The following is a 25,269-nucleotide window of genomic DNA, read 5'->3' on the forward strand; positions in this document are numbered from 1 at the left end:
TTTTTTTGTAGTTTTTTGTGGGCTGGTCACCAAAATGGAGCCAGAGGTGAGAGCAGTGATCAAGTTCAATAATGTCAATAAATATTTCGGCAACCATCATGTCCTCAAGGATATCAATCTGGAAATCCGGGAAGGGGAAGTGGTGGTGGTCATCGGCCCCTCCGGCTCGGGGAAGAGCACCATGTTGCGCTGTATCAACCAGCTGGAGAAGATTTCTTCCGGTGAATTGATAGTGGACGGTTTCCGGCTGGATGACCCAAAGGTGAATATAAATCTCTTACGGCAGGAAATCGGCATGGTTTTCCAGCATTTCAATCTCTATCCTCACAAGACGGTGCTGGAAAATATCACTTTGGCTCCCATCAAGGTCAAAAAAATGGACCCCCGGGAAGCGGAAAAAATCGCCCGTTACTATCTGCAAAAGGTAGGCATTGCTGAAAAGGCTGACGCCTATCCCAGCCAGCTTTCCGGTGGCCAGCAGCAAAGGGTGGCCATTGCCCGGGGTCTGGCCATGAAGCCGAAAATCATGCTCTTCGATGAGCCCACCTCAGCCCTGGACCCGGAAATGGTCAATGAGGTACTGGATGTAATGAAGTCCCTGGCCCGGGAGGGAATGACTATGGTGGTGGTTACCCATGAGATGGGCTTTGCCCGGGAAGTGGCCGACCGGGTGATTTTCATGGATGAGGGGCGCATTATCGAGGAAGGCACCCCGGAACATTTCTTCAAAGAGCCCAAAGAGGAGCGAACCAGGCTCTTCTTAAGCAAAATTCTCTAATAAACAAGGGAGGTTGAACCGATGAAACTGAAAAAACTGATAGCATTGGCTTTCGCCGGGATCCTGTCGCTTGGACTGCTGGCCGGCTGCGGAGGTGGCGGAGAGCAGAAACAGGCGGAAAACCAGCCGGCAGCCGGAAAGGCTGGCAAACTGGAGCAAATCAAACAGCGGGGCAAATTGATTGCCGGTGTCAAGTATGATGTACCCCTGTTTGGCATGCTCAATACCCAGACCAACCAGGTAGAAGGCTTTGAAATCGACCTGATGAAGGAACTGGCCAAAAAGATTTTTGGTGATGAGAGCAAAGTGGAATTCGTCAAGGTTGAATCCAAAACCCGGATTCCTATGCTGCAAAACGACCAGGTGGATATTGTGGCCGGTACCATGACCATTACTGAAGAGCGGAAAAAGCAAATTGACTTTTCCGATGTCTATTTTGAAGCCGGTCAGTCCCTGCTGGTCAAGAAAGGCAGCTCCATTAAATCAGTGGATGATTTGAAAGGCAAGAAAGTAGCGACTGTCCAGGGTTCCACCAGTGCCAAGAACATTCGGGCCAAGGCTCCGGAAGCCCAGGTGCTGGAATTCCCCACCTATCCCGAAGCCTTCCTGGCTCTGCAAAATGGCCGGGCTGATGCTATGACCACCGATAACTCCATCTTGCTTGGTTTTGCCCAGCAGGATCCTAATGTAGAACTGGTAGGCGGGCTCTTTACTTCCGAACCCTACGGTATGGGCTTCAAGAAAGGCAATGATGACTTTGTCAAGTTTGTCAATGACTGGCTGAAGGAAATGAAGGACAGCGGCAAGTACGCTGAACTGTATAAAAAGTGGTTTAAAGAAGAACCCCCCAAGTAAGCGGCCGGGGTCCCCTGCCCGGGGACCCCTTTAAATTGCACCGGAGGAGGTAGTTTGTATGACCAACTGGGCAGATGTCTGGCAACGCTCGGATCAATTCTTCTCCGGGCTGGCCATTACCCTGCAGGTATCCTTGCTGGCCCTGGTTCTGGCCCTGGCGATTGGCGTAATTGTGGCGGTTTTGCGGGTTATCGAAAACCCGGTAACCCAGTTTATCGGCAAATGGTATGTGGAGTTTTTTCAAAATACACCCCTGGTAATTCAGGTCTTTTTCTTTTATCAGGGTTTGCCCTCTTTGGGAGTAAGCCTGTCGGAATTTACCTGTGGCACCCTGGGGCTGGGCATTTATACCGGTGCCTATATTGCCGAAGTGTTTCGGGCTGGCATCCAGTCCATTCCCAGAGGACAGTGGGAAGCGGCCCGCTCCCAGGGCTTCACTTATCTGCAAACCATGGGTTATATCATTCTGCCCCAGGCCTTGCGGGTAGCTTTGCCCCCGCTGGGCAACCAGGTGGTAAACCTGGTGAAAAACTCGGCCATTCTCAGCACCATTGCCGTTGCTGACCTGATGTATAATGCCAACCTGGTTTCTGCCGAAACTTTTATCGTTTTTGAAGTCTATATTTTTGCTGCCTTACTCTATCTGACTTTGACAATTCCCCTGAGTGCCCTGGTGGAATACCTGGAACGCCGGGTAGCTCAAGGTTATCATTAAAGGAGGGCTGAAGGATGACTACAAGTGGCTGGGCTCCCTTTCTGGATTTAAATAACCTGACCTTTCTGGCGGCTGGTTTGCGCTGGACCCTGGGGTTAGCCGCCCTGAGCATAGCCTTCAGTCTGTTTTTCGGTGTGCTGCTGGCTCTGATGCGCATTTCGGGCTGGAAGTTCCTGAGCGGGCCGGCCTATCTCTATATCCATGCCTTGCGCAATAGCCCCTTGTTGCTGATCATCTTTTTTACCTATTTCGCCTTGCCCCGGATGGGGATCAGCCTTTCGCCCTTCTGGGCCGGGGTGGTGGCTTTGACCATCTTTACTTCTGCTCTGGTAGCGGAGATTTTCCGGGGTGGAATTCAGGCGGTGCCTAAAGGGCAATGGGAAGCGGCTCGCTCCCAGGGTTTCACCTGGGCCCAGACTATGGCTTATATTATTTTGCCCCAGGCTTTCAAGAAAATTATACCGCCCCTGGTCAGCCAGTTTACTTCCCTGATCAAGGATACTTCCTATTGTTTCATCATTTCGGTACCGGAGCTGTTCAGCCAGGGCCAGGTTTTCTTCAGCCGTTACAATAACCCGATGCAGACTTTGCTGGTGGAGGCAGTGATCTATTTTGTCATCTGCTATGCCCTGACTTCCTACAGCCGCCGCCTGGAACGCAAGTTGGCCTATGGCCACTGATTGTGGTATAGTATATCCTGAGGTGATTTGTAGTGAAACCCACAGTGGCGGTTGGCATGAGCGGAGGCGTGGACAGTTCGGTAGCGGCCGCTCTTTTAAAAGAGCAAGGATATAATGTTATCGGCATAACCCTGCAAATCTCCCCGCGGGAAATTGAAGATGAGGATTACGGGGGCTGTTGCTCTCTTTCCTCCATCAATGATGCCCGCCGGGTTTGTGACAAACTGGGGATACCCTTTTATGTCCTCAACTTTCGGGAATTGTTTGCTGAAAAGGTAATCGATTATTTCTGTCAGTCCTATTTGCGGGGGGAAACCCCCAATCCCTGTATTGCCTGTAACAAGGAAATCAAATTCGAAGCCTTCCTGCGCAAGGCCCGGGCTCTGGGAGCTGACTATATCGCGACCGGCCATTATGCCCGCCGGAAATATGATGAACAGAGGGGGCGCTGGCTGTTGCGCAAAGGGGTGGATCAGCGCAAGGACCAGTCCTATGTGCTGTACACCTTTACCCAGGAGCAGCTGGCCCATACCCTCTTTCCCCTGGGGGAAATGGTGAAGGAACAAACCCGGGAACTGGCCAGAAAGCTGGAATTGCCGGTGGCCAACAAGCCGGAAAGCCAGGAAATCTGTTTTGTGCCAGATGATGATTATGGCGCTTTTCTTGAGGAAAAGCTGGGTGAGCAAATCAAGCCTGGACCTTTCCTGGACCGCCAGGGCCGGGTGCTGGGACAACACAAAGGAATTGTCCATTATACCATTGGACAGCGGAAAGGGCTGGGCATTGCCCTGGGTAAGCCCATGTTTGTGGTGGATATCGATCCGGAACGGAATGCAGTGATTCTGGGGGAAGCGGAGGAAGTGTATTCGGACCGGCTGGTTGCCGATGAGCTGAACCTGATTTCCCTGCCCGTCCTGAACCAACCTGTGGAAGTGGAGGCCAAAATCCGCTATGCTGCCCGACCGGCACCTGCATTGGTACGTCCTCTGGGAGAGAAGGCAGGCAATGGGGAGCAGGTACTGGTGGAATTTAAGGAGCCGCAGCGGGCAATTACCCCTGGACAGGCAGTGGTGTTCTATCAAGGGGAGTATGTGTTAGGCGGTGGAGTAATTAGAAAACTTCCTCTGCAAATATGCAAACCATAAAACTGCCGCAGTACCGGCAGTTTTTCTTTTTAAAACCCTTGCTTTCTGCACATACTAACAGAAACCGGAGGGATAAAGGATGGCAAAAAATCTTTGCCGGGGCCGCCATCTGACAGGCTTACCCCTGTACAATCAAGCGGGAGAAATGCTGGGGCGAGTACGGGAACTGGCTGTGGATGAAGAGGGAAAACTGCGGGCGCTGGCTATTTCTGATGATAAATGGTTTACCTGGGAACAAATTGTGGCTTGTACGGATGAGGGCATTAAAATCGCAGGGGAAGCCCTGGCGTCCTGTCCAGTACCCTGTCCGGCCTGGCTGGAACAAACTCTGCTCGATCAACAAAAACAGGAAATCGGACAGGTAGGGGATCTGATTCTGGATAAAACTACCGGAACAGTGCAGGGGATTGAACTGGCCCAGACTATTTTTGATGATTTGTGGCAGGGACGGCGGGAGATTCCATGGCAGCAATTGACCTGGGAAAATGGCTATCTGGTATGGTTAGAAAGTGAAAAAGCGGGTCAAACTATGAATGAAACCTGAAGAGAGAAAGGAGTCATTCTTATGATTTGTCCCGTTTGTGGTGGAAAAAGCACCGGGAAAGTGGGAGTGGACCAGTATTATTGCTGGGATTGTTTTGTGGAGTTTCGCCGCCAGGGTAATGAAATCCAGGTTTACGATGTTGCGGAAGATGGTAGTCTCATGGCCTGGGAGGAAGAATTGGCCGAGCCTTATCTCTAAGAGGAGGTGTTTTCTATGGCCAGAAGTTTCTGGAATGGGCTGGTTGCTGGAAGTGTGCTGGGAGCAATCATCGGTTTGGTAGCCGGACCACAGCTTAAACCCACTCCCAAACGGACTTTGCTGGGAAAAACCCGGCGGGTTACAGCCCGGGCAGCCAAAATGGTCAATGATGTGCGGGACGGTGTCAGGGATATCAAAAACATTCTGGACTAAAACCGGTGATGGCAAATGAACAGAGTTAAAATAATCGCCCGCCGCAGTTTCCTGATTGGAATGCTGTTGGCGGCGCTCTTTTTTTTCTGGACCATCAGAAAAGTTTTGCTGCTGTTTACTGGTGGCTGGCTGCTGGCCTATTTGCTGGGACCGCTGGTAGACAAGCTGGAAGAGAAGGGCTTGAGCCGTTTGCAGGCTCTGATTGTCCTCTATCTTGCCATGGCGACCCTGGTGCTGGCAGGCGCCTTTTTTCTCCTGCCTGCTTTTCTGCGGGAACTCAGTCAGGTAGGGGAAGTATTGCCCCGGATCTGGACCAGATGGGAAGGTTTCTGGCAAACCTGGTTACAGCGCCTGGATGGAGCGGGCTTGCCGGCAGAAGTGCAGAAGGTTCTAAGTAGCCGTCTGGCCCTGGCGCAGAAAGAGGTGGAAGGCTGGCTGGCCCAGGGGGCAGCCGGAATTCTGGCTCTGGCCGGGCAAGTTGGCACATTTTTGATTTTGCCTATCCTGGCTTTTTACTTTTTACTGGATTGGAACCAGTTGCTTCAGGGCTGGGAGCGATTGCTACCGCGGATCGCCCAATTCCATGTAGCAGCTCTGCTGGCCGAATTGGACCAGATTATGAAAAAATTTATCAGGGGACATTTGTTGATTTGCTTGCTGGTAGGTCTGTTAACGGGTTTGGCCATGCTGCTATTAGGGGTTCCTTATGCACTTTTCCTGGGGGTAGTGGCTGGGATTCTGGACCTGATTCCTTTTTTTGGTCCCATTCTGGGCGGGATACCGGCAGTAGTACTGGCCTTGCAGATAAGCTGGTCCAAGGCAGTGGCAGCTACTCTGGCGATTCTGGTAATCCAGCAAATCGAAGCCCATCTGCTTTCCCCCAAAATTTTAGGGGATGCTTTGAACTTGCATCCCCTCACCGTTATTTTTGCCTTGCTGGCCGGTGGTGAACTGGCCGGGTTATGGGGGCTGTTGCTGGCGGTGCCGCTGACAGCTATGGGCAAGGCCATTTTACGTTATGTTTTTCTTTTACTGGTAGAGGAATAATCAGCAGGGGCAGTTGGATAGCTCATTCCACTACCTCTTTATCGCTTAGCATTTGGGAAAAGAACAAGGAAAACACTCATGTTCGTGTTCTTCGGGTTCTCTGGTAGCTGCAATCAAAGTGGCGATGGCTTTTTCTTTGGCTGCACTGGCCAGGAGGAAGCTGTTGGCCAGCCGCACTACCTGAGCCAGTTGCTCGAAGTCACAGGCTTTCACCACCTCCTTACGCAAACGGTGAGCGATTTCGCAGAAAAGCTGGGCTTCACAGCGGGTAACGGGACCCTGGGTGCCGAGAATGCAGGGCAGGCAATGACGGGTATAGATGGCCTGATTGCAATCGGGACACTTATAATGGGGATTGTCATCACGTTCTTTGTTCATTTTTCTGGAACCTCCTTCGTGGGAATTACGAGTATATTCTCGTAAAAAATATGGCTGGGGAAGCAGGAATATGCCTGTTTAATCCAGCCATTTCAGCAGACGGGGATTTGGGTCAAGGATAGATTGATACTGCTTAATATTGCCGAATTTTCCTTCCGGATCCAGAGTCAGATAGCGGTGGTACTTAGCTATGCGATCCACCGGGCGGGCCCAGCCATAGTGCTTGATTCTGATAGCTGAGGCCAGGCCTGGTAACTCCGTGATATTTCTGGGAAAACGCCCGCAGTGCAAGGCAGTTTCCTGCCAGACATAGGGGAAAGAGGGAATATATCTAACCAGAAAGGGACGATAGGTCAGGTGGGCCTGCCAGTATTCATCTTCCCGGTAATGGTCTTCATCCCACATATCATAGAGGCGGAAGGCAATCCAGTCATATTCAGTCTGATTTATTAAGCTGGAAAACTCGCTATATATACGGTCTTCGAAAACTTCATCGGCATCTAAAGCCAGGATCCAGTCAGGCTCAGTCTTGATGGTTTCCAGCCACTGTTGCTGGCGTAATACGATTTCATTGTGAAAGGAAGATTGGGTTCGGCGAATCAGTTTTAAAGGGATACCCTGCAAGATTTTTTCACAGAGCTCCGGGGTTTCATCTTCGGAACCGTCATCAATGATTACGGCAGTATCAACCAGCGGGCGGGCCTGTTCTAAAACCCGGGCCAGATAGCGATTGGCTTCGTTACGTACCACCATGGAAAGGGTAACGCGGTTGTTGCTGTTTTTCCTTTGCCAGCCGGGGCGGGGGAAATTCCAGAGGGGCTGGTAGCTTTTTTTATATTCCTCAATTCGGGCCATGTCTGCTTCCCGGTAAAGGTGCAGGGCGGGAAACTGGGTATCTACATAGAGAGGGAAACCGAGAACAGCAGCCCGGATGCAGAAATGACGATCTTCGCCCCAGTAATCCAGATTGGGAATAAAATTAAAATTAACCCCGGCTGTTAGAGCCCGGTGGGAGATGAGGGTACAGGCCCCCAGCCCGCCCACCTGGTAAAGGCCGGGAACTTGCAGTCGTCGGAGAAATTCAGGACTTAACTGATACTGTCCCCTTTCCCAGACCTGGGGAAGGCGAGGTGTCTCCGGTTGCCAGCAGGTCCAGAAAATCTCCGAGACGATGTCTTTTTCACAGAGATAGAGATGCCGGAGGGTTAAGGGATGGAGGATTAGGTCGCTATCCACCAGAAAGACATGGGTGTATTCTTTTTCCAGTGCAAAATTGAGAATAAAGTTTTTTAAACTGGCTACAAATTTAATCAGCTCATCATTCCAGTGGTGAGTGGTAGTATTACAAAGATAAGGGGTGGAGTTGGGCGGGACCTGAGCGTAGAAGTAGGTAGAACCTTCCCGGCGAAAACCCTGCAGTAACTGGCTGGAGAGAGGATCATCATTGTTATCAATGAGGAGGAAATCGGCGGTTAAACCGGTCAGATCCAGCTCCTGCAGGGAGCGCAGAAACTCTCGTAAAATAGCAGGTTTTTGCCGAATGGGACTGGCAATCAGAATCATAGCCATCCTTCTTCCTTCCAGAATAAACCAGAGAGCAAAGACCAGCAGGGGTCGGGACTGAAGACAGCTCCCAGGGCCAAATAGATAACTGCCTGGTAGCAGGGCAAGGCTTGCTGCTCCAGTTGCTTTAATGGCAAGAAGGCTTTCTGGTAAGCCAGAGACATAATATAGTAAAGTACCAGCCGGGTATCGTGCTGCCAGTTCAGGAATTGCAACAGGCGCAAACAGGAGTCAGGAGTATAAAGACAGAACCACTCATCCTGCCAGAGCCGGGGATGAGTCTGAGCCAGCTCTAGCAATCTTGTCAGGGGATAGAGATAAGTCGGCTGGCTCTGGAGGGCCGCCAGATAATAGCGAGCAGCCATGGCAGGTTGCTGACGGGCCAGCGCCATATCCCCCCGGGCCTGCTGGATTTGGGTCCGGGCCTCCGGACAGCCCCTGGCTGCCAGGGTCAGCAGGGTTTCCGCAGCAGCATAATTATTTTGTTCCAGTTCCTGCAAAGCCAGGAGCAAATAAAGCTGAGGAGCCAGGGGGGCGTATTTTTCAGCATCAGCCCAATTGCCCAGCAGAAAATGGCAGTAACCTGCCCGCAGGGCCAGGTCAGGTAAGTAACCGGCACCGGTAGGGATGACTGCCAGGGCCTGTTCAAAATAATGCAGGGCGGTACGGGGATTAGCGGCGGTCAAATACTCACATCCCAGACTGTAAAGCAAAAAAGGGTCCTGCTTGTTCTGGGTCAGGGCCAGCTGGATTACCTGCTGGTTACGCTGACACTTTTGTTTTTGCTGGATTACTGCCGGGAGATAACCGTAATGGTAGATGGTGAGGGGAGCCTGACCAATGGCCTCCTTGCCGGCATGAGCGGCTATACTGGGCAGTACTTGTTCGTGGATTACCCCGCTGAAACGATAGTGAGGCCGGTTACGAAAAAGGCGGACAACCAGGTCCTGGCTGCGATACAGCCAGTTGTCTGGCTCATGCAAGTTAATAACCGGCAGGTAGAAGCCTTCATACAGACTGCCAGGCGCAGTCAAAAACCGCTGCAGCTGTTCTCTCCCCTGATGGATTAAAACCTCGTCGGCATCCAGCACCAGAATCCAGTCACCCCGGGCCTGCTCCAGGGCAAAGTTACGGGCCTGGCTGAAATCATGGGTCCAGGGACAGGAAAATAGGCGGGCAGAGAAACTGGCGGCAATCTCCAGGGTCCTGTCCGTAGAGCCTGTATCAACGATGATGATTTCATCCACCAGTTCCTGGACTGAGGTCAGGCAGCGGGCCAGACAGTTTTCCTCGTTTTTAACAATCATGCAAAGGGAGAGCAACATAATCAATCACCTCCGGCAATTAATGGGAGGCGATTCAGCCAGTACTGGCTGAGTTCCTGATAAAACCTGGCTACTTCCAGGGGAGGACTGGCAGCCAGCAGCCTGTTGCTGATTTCAATCATCCCTGTCAGAGCTGCCTGCCAGGCCAGCTCACGTACGGGGAAATTTTGTTGTTCATTGAGCCAGTTAGCCAGTCGTAGAGCCGGTTCCGAACAGCCGAGCCGACATAGGGTTTGATAAACCTGGACCGCTAAGTCCCTGGCAATTCCTTCCCCTGAAGGAGAAACGGATTGTTGCTCCAGTAGCCAGTTCAGGAGGGAAGCGTTAGCCTGGCCATCGGGAATGGAATTGAGTTCGGTCAGAATGGGAGTCAGTTCTTGCCGGGAGAGATATGCTGCCAGACAGGACCAGATGAGAGCAGCAGGACGCCGGTGATTCTTTGCAGGTATCTGCTGGAAATAAGCCAGGGCCTTGCTAAACTCCCCTTCCAACATGGCCGCTTCTCCCATTAACAGGAATTTATCAGCCAGTGCCACACAGGAAGTATTCTCAAGCAGTAAATTGAGAGCAGCAGTCTGAAAATGTTCCAGGAAAATCCGGCAAACCAGCAAGGTGGCTGCTGGGTTATTGAGGTTAAAATGGTAGTATAACCAGCGCAGGACGGTCAAACCATCAGCCAATTCCAGCCAGCAGGTTACCAGTTCCTTCAATGCTGGAGCGAAGGTAGGGTTATCCAGCAGAGCTTTAGTCCAGGCGATTACGGCCTGCCAGTGCTGTCGTAAAGCCCGGTAGGAAAGACCAAGATAGTAGAGACTGCGAAAACCGGTTACTCCCGCCCTGCTTGTGCCCCCGAAAGCTGGCCCGGTCCGGGCAAGAGCTGTCTGAAAAGCGCTGGCGGCCTGGCGGTGGTCGTCCAGAGCCCGGTAGCAGAGACCAAGGGCATAATGATAGTCGGGAAAATCGGGGTAGACCTTGATTTCAGCTTCCAGCATATTAAGGGCTTCCTGCCAGCGTTCCAGGGCGCTTAAACACTGGAAAGCGTTCATAACTGTAGCCGTACGGAACAGGATGACAGCCGGGGGTATTTGAGCCAGGGCCAGACTGAATTCTTCCCAGGCTGCTTGATAGTTTCTGATATAGAGATACTCAACTCCTAGATAATAGTGATAATAGGGATTGTCAGGCTGAGCAGCCAGGGCCCGCTGGAGGAGGTCAAGATTGCGCTGGTGCTTGTTCTGGCGGCGTTCCGGGAGATAGCCGCTATGAATAATCAGTGGTCCCTTGCTGGCAATTTCCGTTCGATAACCGGTCGGAACCGTGATCTGCTCGTGGATCTGACCCTGAAAGCGCATCCAGGGGTCCTGGCGAAAAAGACGCAATACCCAGGAGAGATGCCAGTCTGAGCCATCAGGAACCAGGAGATTTTTTACAGGTAATAGATAGGCGTCTACACCACTGGCATTAGTTACCAGTTGGGGTAGAAAGGCGGCTGATTCAGGCTCCAGGTATTCATCGGCATCCAAAACCAGAATCCACTCACCCCGGGTTTGATCCAGGGCAAAATTACGGGCAGCGGCAAAATCATCCTGCCAGGGAAAAGTATAGATTTTATCGGTAAAGCGGGCGGCTATGGCCCTGGTGTCATCAGTGGAACCGGTATCCACCACAATTATTTCCGTAACCCAGGGCTGAGCAGAGCTGAGACAGGTGGCCAGGGATTCAGCCTCATTGCGTACGATTAGGCACAAACTGATATCAGCCATAGCTTACACCTCAATTAGACAGGCTTCGATCCGGGCCAGCAGCTGAGCACATTCCTGGTGCTGGGGGTTTATTGCCAGTTCAGTACGCAGGACGGAGAGAGCCAGCTCCTGGTAAAGGCGGGCCAGTTCCCGGGCCACTCTAGGTTCATTGTAGCCCTGTTGATAGGCCTTGACCATAAACTGTTCGGCTTCCGCCAGTTTACCCTGTAACCAGCAACTTTTGGCCAGCAAATATTTCAGATACGGGTCCGGACTCTGACTGACCAGCTGCCGGGCCTGTTTTTCTGCCTGAGCTCCCCAGCCCTGTTGCAGGTATAATTCCACCCAGGCAAGATCGGGCTCCGGTGGCAACCAGGGTTTAAGCCGTTTCCTGGCTTGCCAGAATTTTTTCAGCTTTTGGTACTCTGCAATTTGGACCAGCAGTTCCCAGGCAGCCTGCTGCCATTCGCCTTCAATAGCAGCAGAGCTGGTTGGCGGGAGATAGCCGTAAACCAGCAAGTGCAGCAGACAGGCAGTCGGGGAAAGGAACTGCTGCAAATTGCGGAGAGTTTGAAGGGCATGTTTCCGGTGACCATAAACCCAGTACCAGAGGATAAGGTGGTATTGAGCCGACAGAAAAAGGGAACCAGCCGGGGAAAGGCGGCCAAACAGAGATTGGGCGGCCAGGATATTACCCAGTTTCAGCTGACAGAGGCCAGCTAACCAGATGATATTCTCCGGACCGTCCTCCAGCTGGCTTAAAGCTTGTTCAAAACAGGCAAGGGCCAGCTGATAAGCTTTTTCGTTGAATAACAGGCGGCCCAGTAACAAACGGGCAGAGGGCTCGGAAAAATCAAAAACCTTTTCCAAATCGGTCATAGTTTCCTGTGGATATTTGCGCGGTTCCAGAATGGCAATAATGCGGGCTAAAGCGGGAACCAGATTGGGATTGTGATGAAGGGCAGTTAAGTAATACTTGAGTGCCCCTTCCCGGTCCTGAAAATATTCAGCCAGTTCTCCCAGATGGTAATTAACTTTATCCACCTGGCAGCTGTACACATTGGCATAAAAGGCTGGCTGGGGTGGCAGTTCCAGACATTGACGAAAGCTGGTTATAGCCAGGGCCGGTTGTTTGAGCTCCTTTAAAACCAGTCCGTGGATAAAATACAGATCTCCCTGTTGGGGAAAGAGAGGACGCCATTCTTGCTCAATAAAATCCAGTAATTCCTGATAGTTTTTTAGATGTAAAAGACAGGAGGCAATGTAACGGTAAAGCTTGGGGGCATAAAGTGCCTGGGGAGCAAGCCGGGATTGAACCAGGCGGAACTGGGATAACGCTTCGGTATATTCCCGGGCGCGGAAATATTCCACTCCCAGGTGGAAACGGTTCAGAAGATGATCAGGGTCACTGTCTACTTCTTTCAACAGTAAGCGTAAATTGCGCTGCCGTTTGTCTTTGTTTTCGATCTCTTCATCCAGATAGCCATAGTGATAAAGCACTATATCTTCAGCAATTTCGATTTTAGCGGTGGGATTGACGGCCAGGATGTTGTCACAAATTTGTTCATGTACTGCCCCGGTAAAACGGTACTGGGGCCGGTTGCGGAAGAACCGGAATACCACATCAGCAGCTGTTAGCACTTCTGAGCCGGAATTGAAATAATTAATGATTTTCAGCAAATAACCTTCAACTTCGGTAGCTGAAATTTTGTTGCGCAGACAGGCAATACTGTCAGGATGCAGCTCTTCATCACCATCAATAACCAGAATCCAGTCCCCTGTGGCCTGTTGCAGGGCGAAATTGCGCACCTGACTGAAATTATCCTGCCAGGGCTGGATATATATTTTTTCCGTAAAACGGCGAGCGATTTCTAATGTGTTATCGCTGGAACCGGTATCTACGATAACAATTTCCTCCACTGCCGGTTTAATGCTGGACAAACAGCGTTCCAGGTATTTACCTTCATTTTTTACTACCAGGCAGGCGGTGATGGTAGGATTGTTCATTTCTATCCCCCCTTTGCCTAAAACTATATTATTGTTTAAACCAAAGAAAGTTGCAGAAAAAGGTAACAATTTTTTTGAGCTTATCATAGTGTATATCAGCTATCTGATTAATTAGGGAGTGAAAGGTATGCCGAACTATAAAGTTTTTCAGGATAATCCTGATTCACTAAAAATCAAGATATTCGGCAGCCAGAATCAGGCTATTAATACTGATAACTCTGGTAGTATAGTTATTACTTCAACGGGCCTGGCGGTTACCGGAAGTATTAATGTAGGTACAGTCACAGTCACTTCTACGGGATTGTCAGTGACTGGTGCAGTAGATGTAGGCACAGTAACTGTGACCTCGACGGGCCTGGCGGTTACCGGAAATATTAATGTAGGGACAGTCACAGTAACTACAGGATCAGGACAACTGGCCGTTTCTCTAGGTACTGGTCTGGTCAATGTCTCAATGAATAATCTGGCAACTACAGATGTTACAGAAGTAATTGCCAATAATGTTTCTGTTACTGCCAGCGGCGCAACTGCCAGGCCGATTCTGGGTTACAATACCTGGACATTTGCTGTCAAAAACAGCTCTACGGTGGCAAATGCCCAGGCGGTTGTTCAGCTACAACTTAGCGCAGTGGGAGCTGATGAGTCCGACTGGGTCAATGATGGTAGTCCGGTCACTCTGAACCAGAACAGTGTGGCTTTTTTGGTTGGTTCCTACCAGGTCAAATATGCTCGAATTTACTACCGGGCTGTGGATGCTGCCAGTGCTGTAACCTTAAATATAACCTATCAGGCACAGGTTTAGAACCTAATTTAGATAGGGCACTTTGTCTGAGCAGACAAGTGCCTGTTTTCATGTTTATCCGGGTCAGGATACAGGTTTTTATTAATATGGTCACTGGTGGTGAATAGCCAATGCTATTGTATATACCGAATGTAATTGCTAATACTACTGAAAATTCCACCGGCCCGGTAGAAATCAGTGGCGCAAGTACTGTTACGGTTTTTCTCAAAAACCAGGGCCTATTCCCGGTTATCTGGTGGCTGGAAATCAGTCCGAATGGAGAGGATTTTCTCAGGGAAAATGCCCAGACTTCGACCAATCCGGGCTGTTTGCAAAGGCTTATCTTATCCACTCCCGCTCCCTTTCTGAGAGTGAAATATAAGACAGAGTTTTGCCAGACCAGTTTTGATTTGTGGATTTATTACTTCTGATTGGGAGGGTAGAATATGAGCAAGTATGCCAATTACTATCCCAATGAGTTTAGGGTCCAGGTTTACGGAACCAATACCTCCCAACCGCTGAAAACCGATAACCAGGGGCAGTTGATTATAAAAAAAATTATTGAACCCATGAATGTTATTCAGGTACCTGTTTTTGTTTCACAAAAACTACAGGGTGTGCAGGTAACGGGCATACCCCAAAAATGGTTGCAGCAGGATGTAGCTACATTGCGTGAATATAGTTATCTGTTGCATAATGTAGGCAGTGTCACTGTAGTAGCTACTTTGCTGATCGCTCCGGAGAGCACCGGTCCGTGGGTAACGGATGGGTTGGCCCAGGTACTTGAACCCGAGAAAGCTAAGGTGATGAATCCAAACTTTTTCTTGCGCTACCTGGCGGTGGAGCTGGTAAAAATTGATAATCAAGGTCCGGATGGAATCGTGGATATATATTTTCAAGGTCATAGTTAAGAAAAAGAAGAATCGCCCCTGGCAACAGGAGCGATTTTTAATTACTTTGTATTCGCCAGGCTCAATCCGGGCAAACTGAATTCAACTACAACTGCCTCAAAAAGGCGACTAGATCTTTCTTTTCCTGTTCACTCAGCTTCAATTCCAGCACCAGGTTGAAAAACTCCACCGTATCCTCGATGGTCAACAATCTCCCATCATGCAGGTAAGGTGGACTATCCTTTAATCCCCGTAACGGGAAAGTCTTGATAGGCCCTTCCGGGCGGCCTTCATAGAAGCGTTCAACCTTCAGATCATGGGCCAGATTGTCGGTATAATAGGGAGCGGGATGGCACTTGCTGCAACGGCCTTTGCCGAAGAAGATCTGCTCTCCCCGCAGTTCTGCTTCAGTGGCTTTGGCTGGATTGAGGCGACCATATTCATTCAGCTTGGGTGCGGGTGGGAAATCCAGCATATTGATGAACTGGGCCATGTGCATTACCTGTTCCCGGGACAGGGGATTGATGCCCTTTTTGGCAGCAGCTACATGGTCGCCATCAAAATAGGCGGACCGCTGTTCAAATTCGGTGAAGTCCTCGACGGAACGCAGGGAACGCTTGGAACCGAATAGCTGCTGGATAAAGGTGCCGCGCAGGCTGGGAGTATCGATGCGGAAACGGGCTTCCTGGGGCCGGTTGTCAGGGTTAAGATGGAATTGCCCGGTGGTGTGGCCATTAACATGGCAATCGAAACAGGAAACCCCCTGGCTGGGCTTTTCCGATTTGCGGTCATCGGTAGCATTGAACTGTTGCTGGGGAAAGCGGGTGACTAACAGGCGCAGGCCTTCCAGCTGGACTGGGGTGAGGATGTCCTTGAACAGCTCATAAAAATTGTCCAGGGTAATGACCTGTCCTTTGGACACGTCTCCCAGTTCCGGTCTGGTGGTAAGAAACATGGCAGGCGGAAATTCGGGTAGATAAGCATCAGGCAGGTCGAAATCCACATCGAAACGGGTCAGCTCGGGAAACTGTTTTAACTGCACCGGGGGAAAGACCATACCGCCATTGGCCGGATGGGGATGGGGCAGAGGCAAATAGGGGAAAAGTCCTTTTTTCTTGATTTCCTCCGGGCTCATCTGGGCCAGCTCCTGCCAGGTCAGGCCCTTTTTCAGTCTGGCGGTGGGGCCCACGGGAATGGGTTTGCCCCGGGACATGGTAACTTCTTTGGTGGTTTTACCGGTGAGGTTATAGCGTTCTTCCAGCAATTTGCGCTGCCGGGCCATGACTTCCGGCTTTTCTTTTTTCTCCTTCTCCATGACCTCCTTGAAATTGCTGCGTTTCCAGGACCAGACATTCAGGGCTTTGCTGCCCGGGGTCAGAAAAGCCAGAGCTGCGGCCAGGAAGCCGATAGCCAGGATGCCGGCAGTTACTTTTAGTAAAAATCGTTTCAAACTGCGATAAGCCAGAAACATAAAACCCCTCCCTTCGGACAATTTCCCTAACAATTTATGTCCGCCAGGCAGGGGATATGCGTTGAACAAAATTGTTTTTTCGGGTATAATATGTACATAGATTGTGCATAAAATGTGTGTGGGAGGGCGGGTAAACCCGCCCTGTGGGGCACTACCGATTACCTTTGCGAGGGGCCTTCGGTGGTGCTTTTCTCATTTTTTCCATCAAATAGTGTATCAATGGTGCCAGGTAAGGGGCGAGAGTTTTTAGCCACTCGCGAAAATCGATAATGTCCATGGTTACCACCTCCTTTCCAGGGGTGGTTCCCCACACACTCCAATTATAAACATGTTATCCATTTAATTTCAACAGGTTTTTCTTTTTCTCAGCATGTACTCGTAAAATCCCCCACATTCCCGCCTCGACATCCCAGCGTAAGACCCCCGCCCGGTAGAGATAATCCCCCGGCACTCTGAATCTGCCCCCGGCTTTTTCCCGTAAATACAGGGTCCAGCTGTTGCCAATGCTCACTTTTCCCTGGCAGGCGATAATACTGGTCCCCAGAGTCCAGGTATGGCCGTGAATGAGGAAAGAGGTATTGCGGGGTTTGCTGGCAGCCATGCCGAAGTGAAAGACCAGGGGTTCACCGGTATAGGCTTCAAACAGGGGTGTTGCCGGGTCGCCATGAACAGCTGAGCTGAAGACCAGGGCCGGATCGGGGTTGAAGGCCAGTCGGTTAGCCAGCCGTTCACTGCGGTAATTGAAGGCTTTATGTCCCTGATCTTCAAAGTCCTCAACTTCCTGCGGGTCAGGTATCCGCTGACCCTGCTGATCAAAAAGTTCAATACCGTTGTGGGCAATGACTGCGAATTCCCGGTAGGGCGGTTGGCCAGGAGGATAGATGAGTAAATGAGCGCCATGGCTGCGGGGTTTGCCGCTATAGGGATCAAGCCAGTAGGAACCTGGCGGTTCAACAATTATGGCTCCGAACAGCCCCCGTTGTCGGTGGTTGCGCAGGTCAGTCATACTGTAGAAGAAATGCAGGCCCGGGACGTCAGCCTGAAAACGGTAGACCCGGGAAGCGCCGGGAGGAATGGTGCTGTCGGGATTGAAGCCGACGGCAGCGCCATCCTGTTCCGGACCCAGATAGGTCAGGGTCTGGATGTGCAGGGAAACCCGGCTGGAGGCAGGCCAGGGTATTTGCAGGGGCACTTCCGGGAAGGTGGCTGAAGGCAGGTACTCCGGCAGTTTGTTGGTGAGGTGGATTTCCACCACTTCACCCAGGTTGGCCCGCAGCAGCAAGGGTTCGGGAACAAGCGTGCCCTGCCGTATGGCCGCCTCATCGCGAGCCAGAGCGAAAAGCAGCCCATTGGGATCATGATCACCAAAGCGGTTATACACAATGGGGTGAGCCATGGCTACCACCTGGTAACGCCGCACCGGACCGGCTGGCAATGGCCGGATGGGAGCGGTCAGAGGCAGATATTGCCGGTCAGGCAACGGGTGCAAATGGGCAACCGGTCGGACATGGACCCGGAAAATACCCCATAGACCCAGCCAGAGGTCATCGATGCCGCCGAAATAATAGAGATAATCAGTACGACGCTGGGCCCGGGCGGTGAAAAAGAAATTGAAGGCTTCCGAAATACCGATGGTCTGGCTGGAAGTACGGGGGGATGCCGGATCCCGGGGCTGACGGTGCCAGCGGTGGCCGTGTAAAATAAAGGAATGCTGTTCTTCCTGGGCCCCATCCAGCAGCCGGATGCGGACGGGATCGCCGGCATAGGCTTCCAGCAGGGGGGTATCGGGCTCGCCGTGCACCCGGGAGCTGAAGACATAAGACGGATCCCCGGGACGGAACAGAAATGGGGTACAGCGGTAGTTAATCCCCATTACCCCGGGGTCCTGGGGCGAATCAGGAAAAGGCGGCGGATTCAGGGGTTGCCCTTCCCGATCGAACAGCAGGGCAAAGTCATGGACAAAGAGGACGAATTCCCGGAAATCCGGCAGGAAAGGGTTGTGAATGATGGCCCTGGTGCCGGATTTCAAGGGTATGCCGGTACCGGGATCGAGATAAATGGAATGAGGTGGCTCTACGATCAGGGCGCCGAAAACCCCGTGTTGCTGGTGCAGGTTGGCAAACTGATGGTCATGGAAAAAAACTGCATGCAATTCCCGGTCACAGTACCACTGGTAGACAATGGTCTCACCATAGGGGGCGCTGCTGTCGTAATTCCAGCCATTAGCGGATCCGTCAGAACATTGCACATCGAATTTCACCAGATGAATATGGATGCCGGCTTCAGTGGTATGATGCCGGTTTTGAAAAGCATTGCCGCCCAGTTGCAGGGGGAATTTGTTGGTGAATTTCACCCGCACCACTTCACCGGCATTGGCCCGAATCACCAGAGGTTCTGAGACTTTCTGGCCGGATAAAACAGCCTCTTCATCTTCGGCCAGTACGTACAGGCGTCCCTCCGGGTCATGCCAGCCCTGCTGATTGTAGACCAGGTCCCGGCTGATTCCGACAATCTCATATTCCCGTACCGGGGCATCGGGAGGGGCTGGATTGGCGAAAACCGCACCGGGCCGGGCATTGGCAGCAAAGGCCGCCTGTTCCAGCGGTGTCGGATCTCGTCCGCCGACTATGCCCAGAGGAGGAGCCGGGGGTTTCTGACCGAAAATGCCAGGAATAAAGAGGGGGAAGCCAGGGCGTTCCGGAGCAGGCGCTGGCGGCGGCTGGCGGTCAGGCAAAGGCTGCAGAGCCTTGATGGGGGTGCCATCGGGGTAGAAACGGCTGCCATCTTCCAGCACATCATGGGTACGCCAGAGGCCCCACATACCATTATCGAAGTGAGGATAGAGATGACAGTGAAAAATAGCGTCTCCGAAGTTACGGGCCAGGCTGCCGGCACCGTGCAGGGGTTTGAAGGTATAGGTTTCCTGGGGGCTGATGCTGATCGAGTCGATGATGGGAGAGCGGGGATTATCCGGTTCCAGATGCCACTGGTAGAGATGGAGGTGGAAGACATGGGTCTCCTTGATTCCGGCATGAATGAGATGGAAAACCGCCGGGTCCCCGATATAAGCGTGGAAAACAGGAGTGGCCGGATCACCGTGTACCCAGGAGCTCATCATACATTCCTCGCCGCTGCAGCCCCCGCGGGGCGGCCGAATGCGGCTGGGTTCGGAGCGATAACTGATGGTATGCACTTCCACCACTGGCTCCGGATGCATGGGATCGATGATGGGGCCGCCATCAGCTGCCACGGCCGGGAATTCGTCATGGAAGAAGACGACATATTCCCGAAAGGAGGGACGTCCGGGCGGGTGAATATCGGCTGCGGTGCCACTGGGCAATTCGCCTCCCGTCTCGGGATCGGTCCAGCGGGAGCCGGGAGGTTCGACGATCAGTGCACCCCAGAGACCATTGGCATTGCTGCCGGTCTCACTGCTGAGGGGGTTGGCCAGGTCATTGAACAGGTAGGCTCCTTCCCGGGGACAGAACCAGCGATAGGTGCTAGAGCCACCCGATGGGGCCAGGGATGACTGGTTCAGGCCCACCAGGCTGCCGTCACTTGTCTGTATGGAATAGGCGGCTTTTTGGATATGCATGGAGACCGGGAAGGGCAGCTGGTTTTCCAGCAGCACTTCCACCCATTCGCCGGCACAGGCCCGGATGACCAGGGGCTGGACCAGAGGCACCGGTTGTCCGGGGTTGCTGGCAATTTGTTGCCGTAGCTCAGCTTCCCTTTCTTTCAGGACAAACATCATGCCATTGGGATTGTATTCTCCAGCCCTGTTGAGCACGATGGGCACAGAAAGAGCGACTACATGGTAGTAACGGGCAGGTGCAGACACGGGCATCCCTCCCGCTATTTGTTCCTTCTCTATATTATGGACCGCCGGGCAAAGGAGTGCTTTGACACCTTTCTGGCTTTATGCCCATAAAATATAGCAAAAAAGCCCGGAGGTGGGCAAAATGGGCCATAATGATGACTGTAGCAAAGACAAACTGAAAGTGAAAATTCGCCAGTCGGAGGATGGGCGAAAGAAAAAAATCAAACTGGAAAATGACTTTATGTCCATCAGTATCCGTATTAAGGATGCTAAAGTTGATGTGGACTGCGATGGAGATTAATGCAAATATTGTCCATAAAATTGCAACTTTTAAAAAATGAGTCTTTAATCACAAGGATTTATTAGAATTGTAGCGAAGTATTAAAAATAAAAAATGGCAGCATGAGGAGAGCGAACAGGATGAAAGAAAAAGAAAGAGAAAATCTAATAGACATGGCTTTAGCGGAGAATACTGCTGGTAGTCTGGCCCGAGCCACTGGTCAGGCTTTTTTCCAGCAGCTTGTTTATTATCTGGCCCGCTTGTTGAAAATGAGCCATGTGCTGGTGGGTGAATATTTACCGGAAACTAACCAGGTGCGCACTGTTGCCGTTTGGGCTGAAGGGTTGGCCTGGGATAATTTCTGCTTTAATCTAAAGGAACTCCCCTGTGCCAGGCTGATGGCAGGACAGTTTTGTTGCTGCCCGCAGGGGTTGAGCCAGGCTCCGACATTCCCTCTCCTGAAGGGAAAGTTAGAAAGCTGTGTTGCTGCTCCCCTTCTTGATGCTGAAGGGAGATTGCTGGGGCTCTTGCTGGCCCTGGATCGTCAGCCTCTACGGGATCAGCAAGTGGTAGAAAAAGTGCTAAAGATTTTTACCATGCGGGCTGTATTGGAACTGGAACGCCTGCAACTGGAGGAAAAATTGCGGCAAATGGCTTACCGGGACCCGGTGACGGGTTTACCAAACCGGCGCTGGTTTTGTGAGCAGCTGGCCCAGGCTTTAGAACTGGTAAGGCTAAACCTGGACACGGTGGCGGTTATGTTCGTGGACCTGGACCGGTTGAAATTTGTCAATGATACTCTGGGCTTTCTGGCGGGAGATGAATTGCTGTTGCAAACAGCCCGGCGCCTGCTGGAGAGCGGGGGAGAAAAGCTGCGGATTGCTCGTCTCAGCGGGGATAAATTTGCCGTCCTGGCTCAGGGGATTGGGACAGAGAAGGAAGCGCTGGAGCTGGCCCGCAGGCTGATTAAAATTATGGCAGAGCCGTTTAAGATCAAAGGGGAAAAAATCTATACTTCCGTCAGTATCGGGATTACCCTGGCTCCTCAGCAGGGCATTGATAAAGAGGAATTAATGAGGCAGGCGGATACCGCCCTGTTTGAAGCCAAGGAACAGGGTCGCAATCTTTGCCGGGTCTTTGATCGGGACATGGGGGCCAAAAGCCTGGAAAACATGCAGCTGAAAGCCGATCTGGACCAGGCCCTGGTGCAGAAGGAATTAAGCCTGCATTATCAGCCCCAGGTGCTGGTGGAAAACGGTCAGTTGATAGGAGTGGAAGCATTACTGCGCTGGCAACATCGGGACAAAGGTCCCATCAGCCCCGGCGATTTTATTCCCCTTGCCGAAGAAAGCGGCCTGATTGTTCCCATCGGGGAATGGGTACTCTACCAGGCCTGCCGGCAAAACCGGCTCTGGCAGGAGGCGGGGCTTTCTTCCCTGCGGGTGGCAGTTAACATTTCCGCCCGCCAGTTTCTTCAGGATGATTTTGTACCCATGGTCAAGGGAATACTGAAGGAAACCGGCCTGGATCCCCGCTGGCTGGAGCTGGAGATTACTGAAAGCACAGCTATTAAAGATGTAGAGCGAACCATTGATATTCTCAAGGAACTGCGAGAACTGGGGATTCATGTAGCCATCGATGATTTCGGTACGGGTTATTCTTCCCTCAGTTATTTGACCCGTTTTCCTTTAACTGCCTTGAAGATAGACAAGTCCTTTATCCGTCAGGCACCTCATCATCCCAGTGACACTACGGTGGTAACCGCTATTATTCGCCTGGGACAGGCCCTGAATTTACATGTAGTGGCGGAAGGGGTGGAAACCCGGGAACAGCTGGAGTTTCTGCGGGAAAGCCAGTGCCACCTGGCCCAGGGTTTCTACTTTGGCAAACCCTTACCACCGGGGGAAATTGTGCCCTTGCTGCTGCGCCGCATTTGACATTGCTTGCCAGAACCCCTATGATGGTAAAAGGGGGGGAGCAAGATGTTTGACCGGGAGAAAGGGAGAATAAAAGTAATCTTTGGTGAGCGCGGGGCCAATTTTCCTTACAGTAACAACCTCTACCTGGAAGGCAAGGAAGTCAAGGCTCTGGTGGATGCCGGGGCCGGAGAGGAAAAACTGCAGGCCCTGAAAGCAAGGTTGCCGGTAGAGCGGGTCTATCTGACCCACTACCATTTTGACCATGTAGTCTATACCTATTTGTTTAAAGAACAGGCGGAAATCTGGAGTAATCCCATCGATGCCCCTAATTTACTGGATTTACGGCAGCTAGTGCGCACTATTGGGATAACCTGGGCCCTGGGAGAGGAAAAAGTAGCGGCCTGGCTGGCGGATTTGCAGGCTGATCGGATCAAGGGACAGAGTCTGGCTCCCTGGGGTCGCCAGGAATGGCTCTGGTCCACCGGCCGAGTTGATGGGACCTATCCTTATGGAGAACCGATGGACCTGGGGGATTTACCCCTGGTCTTCCTGCATACACCGGGCCATACTGCCGGCATGGCCTGTCTCTGGTTCCCGGAGGAGAAACTGGTCTTTACTGCTGATGTGGATCTGACGGAATTCGGGCCCTGGTATATGGGGGAAGATGGGGACATCACCGCCTACCGGCAGTCGGCTCTGGCTTTGCTGGAACTGCCGGCAAAATACTATCTTACCTCGCATGTACCTGAGCTATTGAGTAAAGATGAGTTTTATCGGCGTTTAAAGGAATACTTGCAAATTATCGACCATAAACATGAAAAAATCCTGACTCTCTGGCGTCAGGGTCTTTCGGTAGCTGAAATCGCAGTCCAGGGGATTTTTTATCCTGCCCGTTTCCAGGTGGATCCCTGGATCAATGCCTGGGAACAGTTGACCATCCGCAAACATCTGCAGCTGGCAGAAGGGGAATGAAGATGGATAAAAAACAGGTAGCCCATGTGCTGGAAGAAATCGGCAAGTTGCTGGAACTGAAAGGGGAAAACCCCTTTAAGGCCCGGGCTTTTTACGGCGGGGCCCGCATTGTGGAGACCCTGACCGAAGACCTGAACCAGCTGGTTGACAGCGGCCAGCTGGAAGAAATCAAAGGTATCGGCAAGAGCCTGGCGGAACAAATCCGGGAGCTGGTGGTAGAGGGGCGGTCCTCTGCCTATGAAGAACTACGGAATGAGTTTCCGCCAGGCGTGCTGGAAATGCTGGCGATACCCGGACTGGGCCCGAAAAAAGTGGGAACCTTATACCGGGAGCTGGGAATCAGTAATCCCGGGGAACTGGAATATGCCTGCCGGGAGAATCGGCTCCTGACCCTGCCGGGTTTTGGGGCCAAAAGCCAGGCCAATATTCTGGCCGCTATCGAGAAACGGCGGGAATATGCCGGGCGCTGGCGCTGGGCTGAGGCCAATGTCATCGGCTTTGACTTGCTGGCCGAGCTGCGTCTGTTGCCTCAGGTTAAGCGCGCCGAGATGGCGGGCAGCTGGCGCCGTTTACTGGAAGTGGTCAAGGATCTGGACCTGGTGGTGGAACTGGCCCCGGGTACTGACTGGCAGCAATTCCGGGCAGCTCTGGAGCAACTGTCCCTGGTCAAAGCGGTATCAAGTGGCGGCGAAAACAAGCTGACTCTGGAGCTGATGTCTGGTATCAACTGTGACCTGCGGCTGGCCAAAGGAGAGGAATTCGCCTGGACCTGGCTCCATTTTACCGGCAGCAAGGAACACAATACTCTCCTACGCCAGCGGGCCAAAAAACAGGGCTTAAAGCTCAATGAATACGGCCTGTTCCAGGAAGAGAAACCGGTAGCCGCTGCTACTTCTGAGCGTGAGGCCTATGCAGCCCTGGGCCTGCCTTATATCCCGCCGGAGCTGCGAGAGGGTCTGGGCGAGATTGAAGTGGCGGAAAAGGGGCAGCTGCCAGAACTGGTGAACCTTTCTGATCTGAAGGGAGTATGGCATGTCCATACCAATTACAGTGATGGCATCCACACCCTGGCGGATATGGCTGAGGCCGCCCGCAGGCTGGGCTGGAAATTTCTTGGTATTGCTGACCACAGCCGCTCTGCTTATTATGCCCACGGTCTCTCCCTGGAGGATATCCAGCGCCAGCAGCGGGAGATTGATGTCCTCAACCGTAAGTGGCAGGAAGAAGGCATAGATTTTCGCCTCTTGAAAGGGATAGAAGTGGATATCCTGCCTGATGGTGGGCTGGATTATCCTGATGAGGTGCTGGCCAGCTTTGATTTTGTTATTGCTTCTGTCCATTCCGGTTTTAAACAGGATGAAAAGCTGATGACCCGGCGCCTGCTGCGAGCTCTGGAGCATCCAGCGGTCACCATGCTGGGCCATCCCACGGGCAGATTGTTGCTGGCCCGGCCAGGGTATCCGGTGGATCTGGAAGAGATTTTGCAGGCTGCTTCCCGCTATGGCAAGGCCATTGAACTCAATGCCAATCCCTATCGCCTGGACCTGGACTGGCGCTGGTGCCGCCGGGCCAGGGAGCTGGGAGTTAAAATCGCCATCAATCCCGATGCCCATCGCCGGGAAGAACTGGGCTATGTCATTTATGGGGTCAATATCGCCCGTAAAGGCTGGTTAACTGCAAAGGATGTCCTGAATAGCCAAATCCCTCCTTGGAAAAGCTAACCCGGGGAGGGATTTTTTATGCTTAATTGCATAATCCTCTTGTTAATTATGGTGGTGATTATAGGACCGGATGCTTATCAATACTGGCATCTGGGTCAGCATAAAGAAGTCTGGGTTATGTTAGGGTTAACTTTTTCTGCCTGGTTACTGGGAGTAGTGATTATCTTTAAACTGGCAGAACCGCTGATTGATGCCTTCTTTGATCTTATTCCGGAAAGGTGGTAG

25 protein-coding genes are annotated in these 25,269 nt (G+C 52.0%); 17 read left to right on the forward strand and 8 right to left on the reverse strand.

What is annotated here, in order from left to right; translation table 11 throughout:
• Positions 1–55 precede the first annotated feature (55 nt).
• The 9 genes from ULO1_RS10975 to ULO1_RS11010 all read left to right on the forward strand — a co-directional run bounded on the left by ULO1_RS10975 (position 56) and on the right by ULO1_RS11010 (position 6,175).
• Complete coding sequence (locus ULO1_RS10975) at positions 56–778, forward strand: amino acid ABC transporter ATP-binding protein (protein WP_079933614.1); 723 nt, start codon at positions 56–58, stop codon at positions 776–778.
• Positions 779–799: 21 nt separating this feature from the next.
• Positions 800–1,633, forward strand: coding sequence for an ABC transporter substrate-binding protein (locus ULO1_RS10980; RefSeq protein WP_078665446.1), 834 nt, complete (start codon positions 800–802; stop codon positions 1,631–1,633).
• Between the two features lie 58 nt (positions 1,634–1,691).
• Positions 1,692–2,348, forward strand: coding sequence for an amino acid ABC transporter permease (locus ULO1_RS10985; RefSeq protein WP_078665445.1), 657 nt, complete (start codon positions 1,692–1,694; stop codon positions 2,346–2,348).
• Between the two features lie 14 nt (positions 2,349–2,362).
• Positions 2,363–3,028, forward strand: coding sequence for an amino acid ABC transporter permease (locus ULO1_RS10990; protein ID WP_078665444.1), 666 nt, complete (start codon positions 2,363–2,365; stop codon positions 3,026–3,028).
• A 32-nt stretch (positions 3,029–3,060) separates the two neighbouring features.
• Positions 3,061–4,173 (forward strand): tRNA 2-thiouridine(34) synthase MnmA, encoded by a 1,113-nt coding sequence (mnmA, locus tag ULO1_RS10995; protein WP_278308229.1) that lies wholly within the window; start codon positions 3,061–3,063, stop codon positions 4,171–4,173.
• A gap of 79 nt (positions 4,174–4,252) precedes the next feature.
• Positions 4,253–4,717, forward strand: a complete 465-nt coding sequence (locus tag ULO1_RS11000; protein WP_079908021.1) for a PRC-barrel domain-containing protein — start codon at positions 4,253–4,255, stop codon at positions 4,715–4,717.
• 21 nt (positions 4,718–4,738) lie between these two features.
• Complete coding sequence (locus ULO1_RS14965; protein WP_174183020.1) at positions 4,739–4,915, forward strand: hypothetical protein; 177 nt, start codon at positions 4,739–4,741, stop codon at positions 4,913–4,915.
• Positions 4,916–4,930: 15 nt separating this feature from the next.
• The gene (locus ULO1_RS11005; RefSeq protein ID WP_079908019.1) at positions 4,931–5,128 is read left to right on the forward strand and encodes a hypothetical protein; all 198 of its coding nucleotides are present in this window, start codon (positions 4,931–4,933) and stop codon (positions 5,126–5,128) included.
• Positions 5,129–5,143: 15 nt separating this feature from the next.
• On the forward strand, positions 5,144–6,175 hold the full coding sequence (locus ULO1_RS11010; protein ID WP_079908018.1) for an AI-2E family transporter: 1,032 nt from the start codon (positions 5,144–5,146) through the stop codon (positions 6,173–6,175).
• 45 nt (positions 6,176–6,220) lie between these two features.
• Here ULO1_RS11010 and ULO1_RS11015 read toward each other — a convergent pair whose 3' ends face one another.
• The 5 genes from ULO1_RS11015 to ULO1_RS11035 form a co-directional block, all read right to left on the reverse strand.
• Positions 6,221–6,553: a hypothetical protein gene (locus tag ULO1_RS11015; protein ID WP_079933601.1), complete on the reverse strand. Its 333-nt coding sequence runs from the start codon at positions 6,551–6,553 to the stop codon at positions 6,221–6,223.
• 78 nt (positions 6,554–6,631) lie between these two features.
• A complete protein-coding gene (locus ULO1_RS11020) occupies positions 6,632–8,122 on the reverse strand; it encodes a glycosyltransferase family 2 protein (RefSeq protein ID WP_200806960.1) in 1,491 nt (496 codons plus the stop codon).
• Entirely contained in the window at positions 8,113–9,441 is a 1,329-nt protein-coding gene (locus ULO1_RS11025) for a glycosyltransferase family 2 protein (RefSeq protein WP_079907129.1), read from the reverse strand. Before ULO1_RS11025 ends, ULO1_RS11020 begins: the two co-directional genes overlap by 10 nt.
• A 2-nt stretch (positions 9,442–9,443) precedes the next feature.
• Positions 9,444–11,204, reverse strand: coding sequence for a TPR domain-containing glycosyltransferase (locus ULO1_RS11030; protein WP_079907127.1), 1,761 nt, complete (start codon positions 11,202–11,204; stop codon positions 9,444–9,446).
• A gap of 3 nt (positions 11,205–11,207) precedes the next feature.
• On the reverse strand, positions 11,208–13,190 hold the full coding sequence (locus ULO1_RS11035; RefSeq protein ID WP_159446893.1) for a TPR domain-containing glycosyltransferase: 1,983 nt from the start codon (positions 13,188–13,190) through the stop codon (positions 11,208–11,210).
• 127 nt (positions 13,191–13,317) lie between these two features.
• Between ULO1_RS11035 and ULO1_RS11040 the strand changes: the two genes are divergently transcribed.
• From ULO1_RS11040 to ULO1_RS11050, 3 genes are all read left to right on the forward strand, one after another.
• Positions 13,318–13,992 carry a DUF6385 domain-containing protein gene (locus ULO1_RS11040; protein WP_079907123.1) on the forward strand — a complete coding sequence of 225 codons (675 nt, stop codon included), beginning with the start codon at positions 13,318–13,320 and terminating at the stop codon, positions 13,990–13,992.
• Between the two features lie 110 nt (positions 13,993–14,102).
• Entirely contained in the window at positions 14,103–14,402 is a 300-nt protein-coding gene (locus ULO1_RS11045) for a DUF6385 domain-containing protein (protein ID WP_079907122.1), read from the forward strand.
• A gap of 15 nt (positions 14,403–14,417) precedes the next feature.
• Complete coding sequence (locus tag ULO1_RS11050) at positions 14,418–14,882, forward strand: DUF6385 domain-containing protein (RefSeq protein WP_079907120.1); 465 nt, start codon at positions 14,418–14,420, stop codon at positions 14,880–14,882.
• A gap of 85 nt (positions 14,883–14,967) precedes the next feature.
• On the opposite strand, the gene ULO1_RS11055 is transcribed toward ULO1_RS11050, so the two are convergent.
• The 3 genes from ULO1_RS11055 to ULO1_RS11060 form a co-directional block, all read right to left on the reverse strand.
• The gene (locus ULO1_RS11055; protein ID WP_200806961.1) at positions 14,968–16,332 is read right to left on the reverse strand and encodes a hypothetical protein; all 1,365 of its coding nucleotides are present in this window, start codon (positions 16,330–16,332) and stop codon (positions 14,968–14,970) included.
• A 151-nt stretch (positions 16,333–16,483) separates the two neighbouring features.
• Positions 16,484–16,609 (reverse strand): hypothetical protein, encoded by a 126-nt coding sequence (locus ULO1_RS15325; protein WP_278308230.1) that lies wholly within the window; start codon positions 16,607–16,609, stop codon positions 16,484–16,486.
• Between the two features lie 54 nt (positions 16,610–16,663).
• Entirely contained in the window at positions 16,664–20,173 is a 3,510-nt protein-coding gene (locus ULO1_RS11060; protein ID WP_242947945.1) for a multicopper oxidase domain-containing protein, read from the reverse strand.
• A 121-nt stretch (positions 20,174–20,294) separates the two neighbouring features.
• On the opposite strand from ULO1_RS11060, the gene ULO1_RS14815 reads away from it, so the two are divergent.
• The 5 genes from ULO1_RS14815 to ULO1_RS11080 all read left to right on the forward strand — a co-directional run bounded on the left by ULO1_RS14815 (position 20,295) and on the right by ULO1_RS11080 (position 25,269).
• On the forward strand, positions 20,295–20,453 hold the full coding sequence (locus ULO1_RS14815) for a hypothetical protein (protein WP_159071795.1): 159 nt from the start codon (positions 20,295–20,297) through the stop codon (positions 20,451–20,453).
• A 119-nt stretch (positions 20,454–20,572) separates the two neighbouring features.
• Complete coding sequence (locus ULO1_RS11065; RefSeq protein WP_159446894.1) at positions 20,573–22,369, forward strand: bifunctional diguanylate cyclase/phosphodiesterase; 1,797 nt, start codon at positions 20,573–20,575, stop codon at positions 22,367–22,369.
• A gap of 45 nt (positions 22,370–22,414) precedes the next feature.
• Positions 22,415–23,323 carry an MBL fold metallo-hydrolase gene (locus tag ULO1_RS11070; protein ID WP_078665432.1) on the forward strand — a complete coding sequence of 303 codons (909 nt, stop codon included), beginning with the start codon at positions 22,415–22,417 and terminating at the stop codon, positions 23,321–23,323.
• Between the two features lie 2 nt (positions 23,324–23,325).
• Entirely contained in the window at positions 23,326–25,044 is a 1,719-nt protein-coding gene (gene polX / locus ULO1_RS11075; RefSeq protein ID WP_078665431.1) for a DNA polymerase/3'-5' exonuclease PolX, read from the forward strand.
• Between the two features lie 18 nt (positions 25,045–25,062).
• On the forward strand, positions 25,063–25,269 hold the full coding sequence (locus ULO1_RS11080) for a hypothetical protein (protein WP_079907752.1): 207 nt from the start codon (positions 25,063–25,065) through the stop codon (positions 25,267–25,269).

Source organism: Carboxydocella sp. ULO1 (assembly GCF_002049255.1).
Classification (GTDB): Bacteria; Bacillota.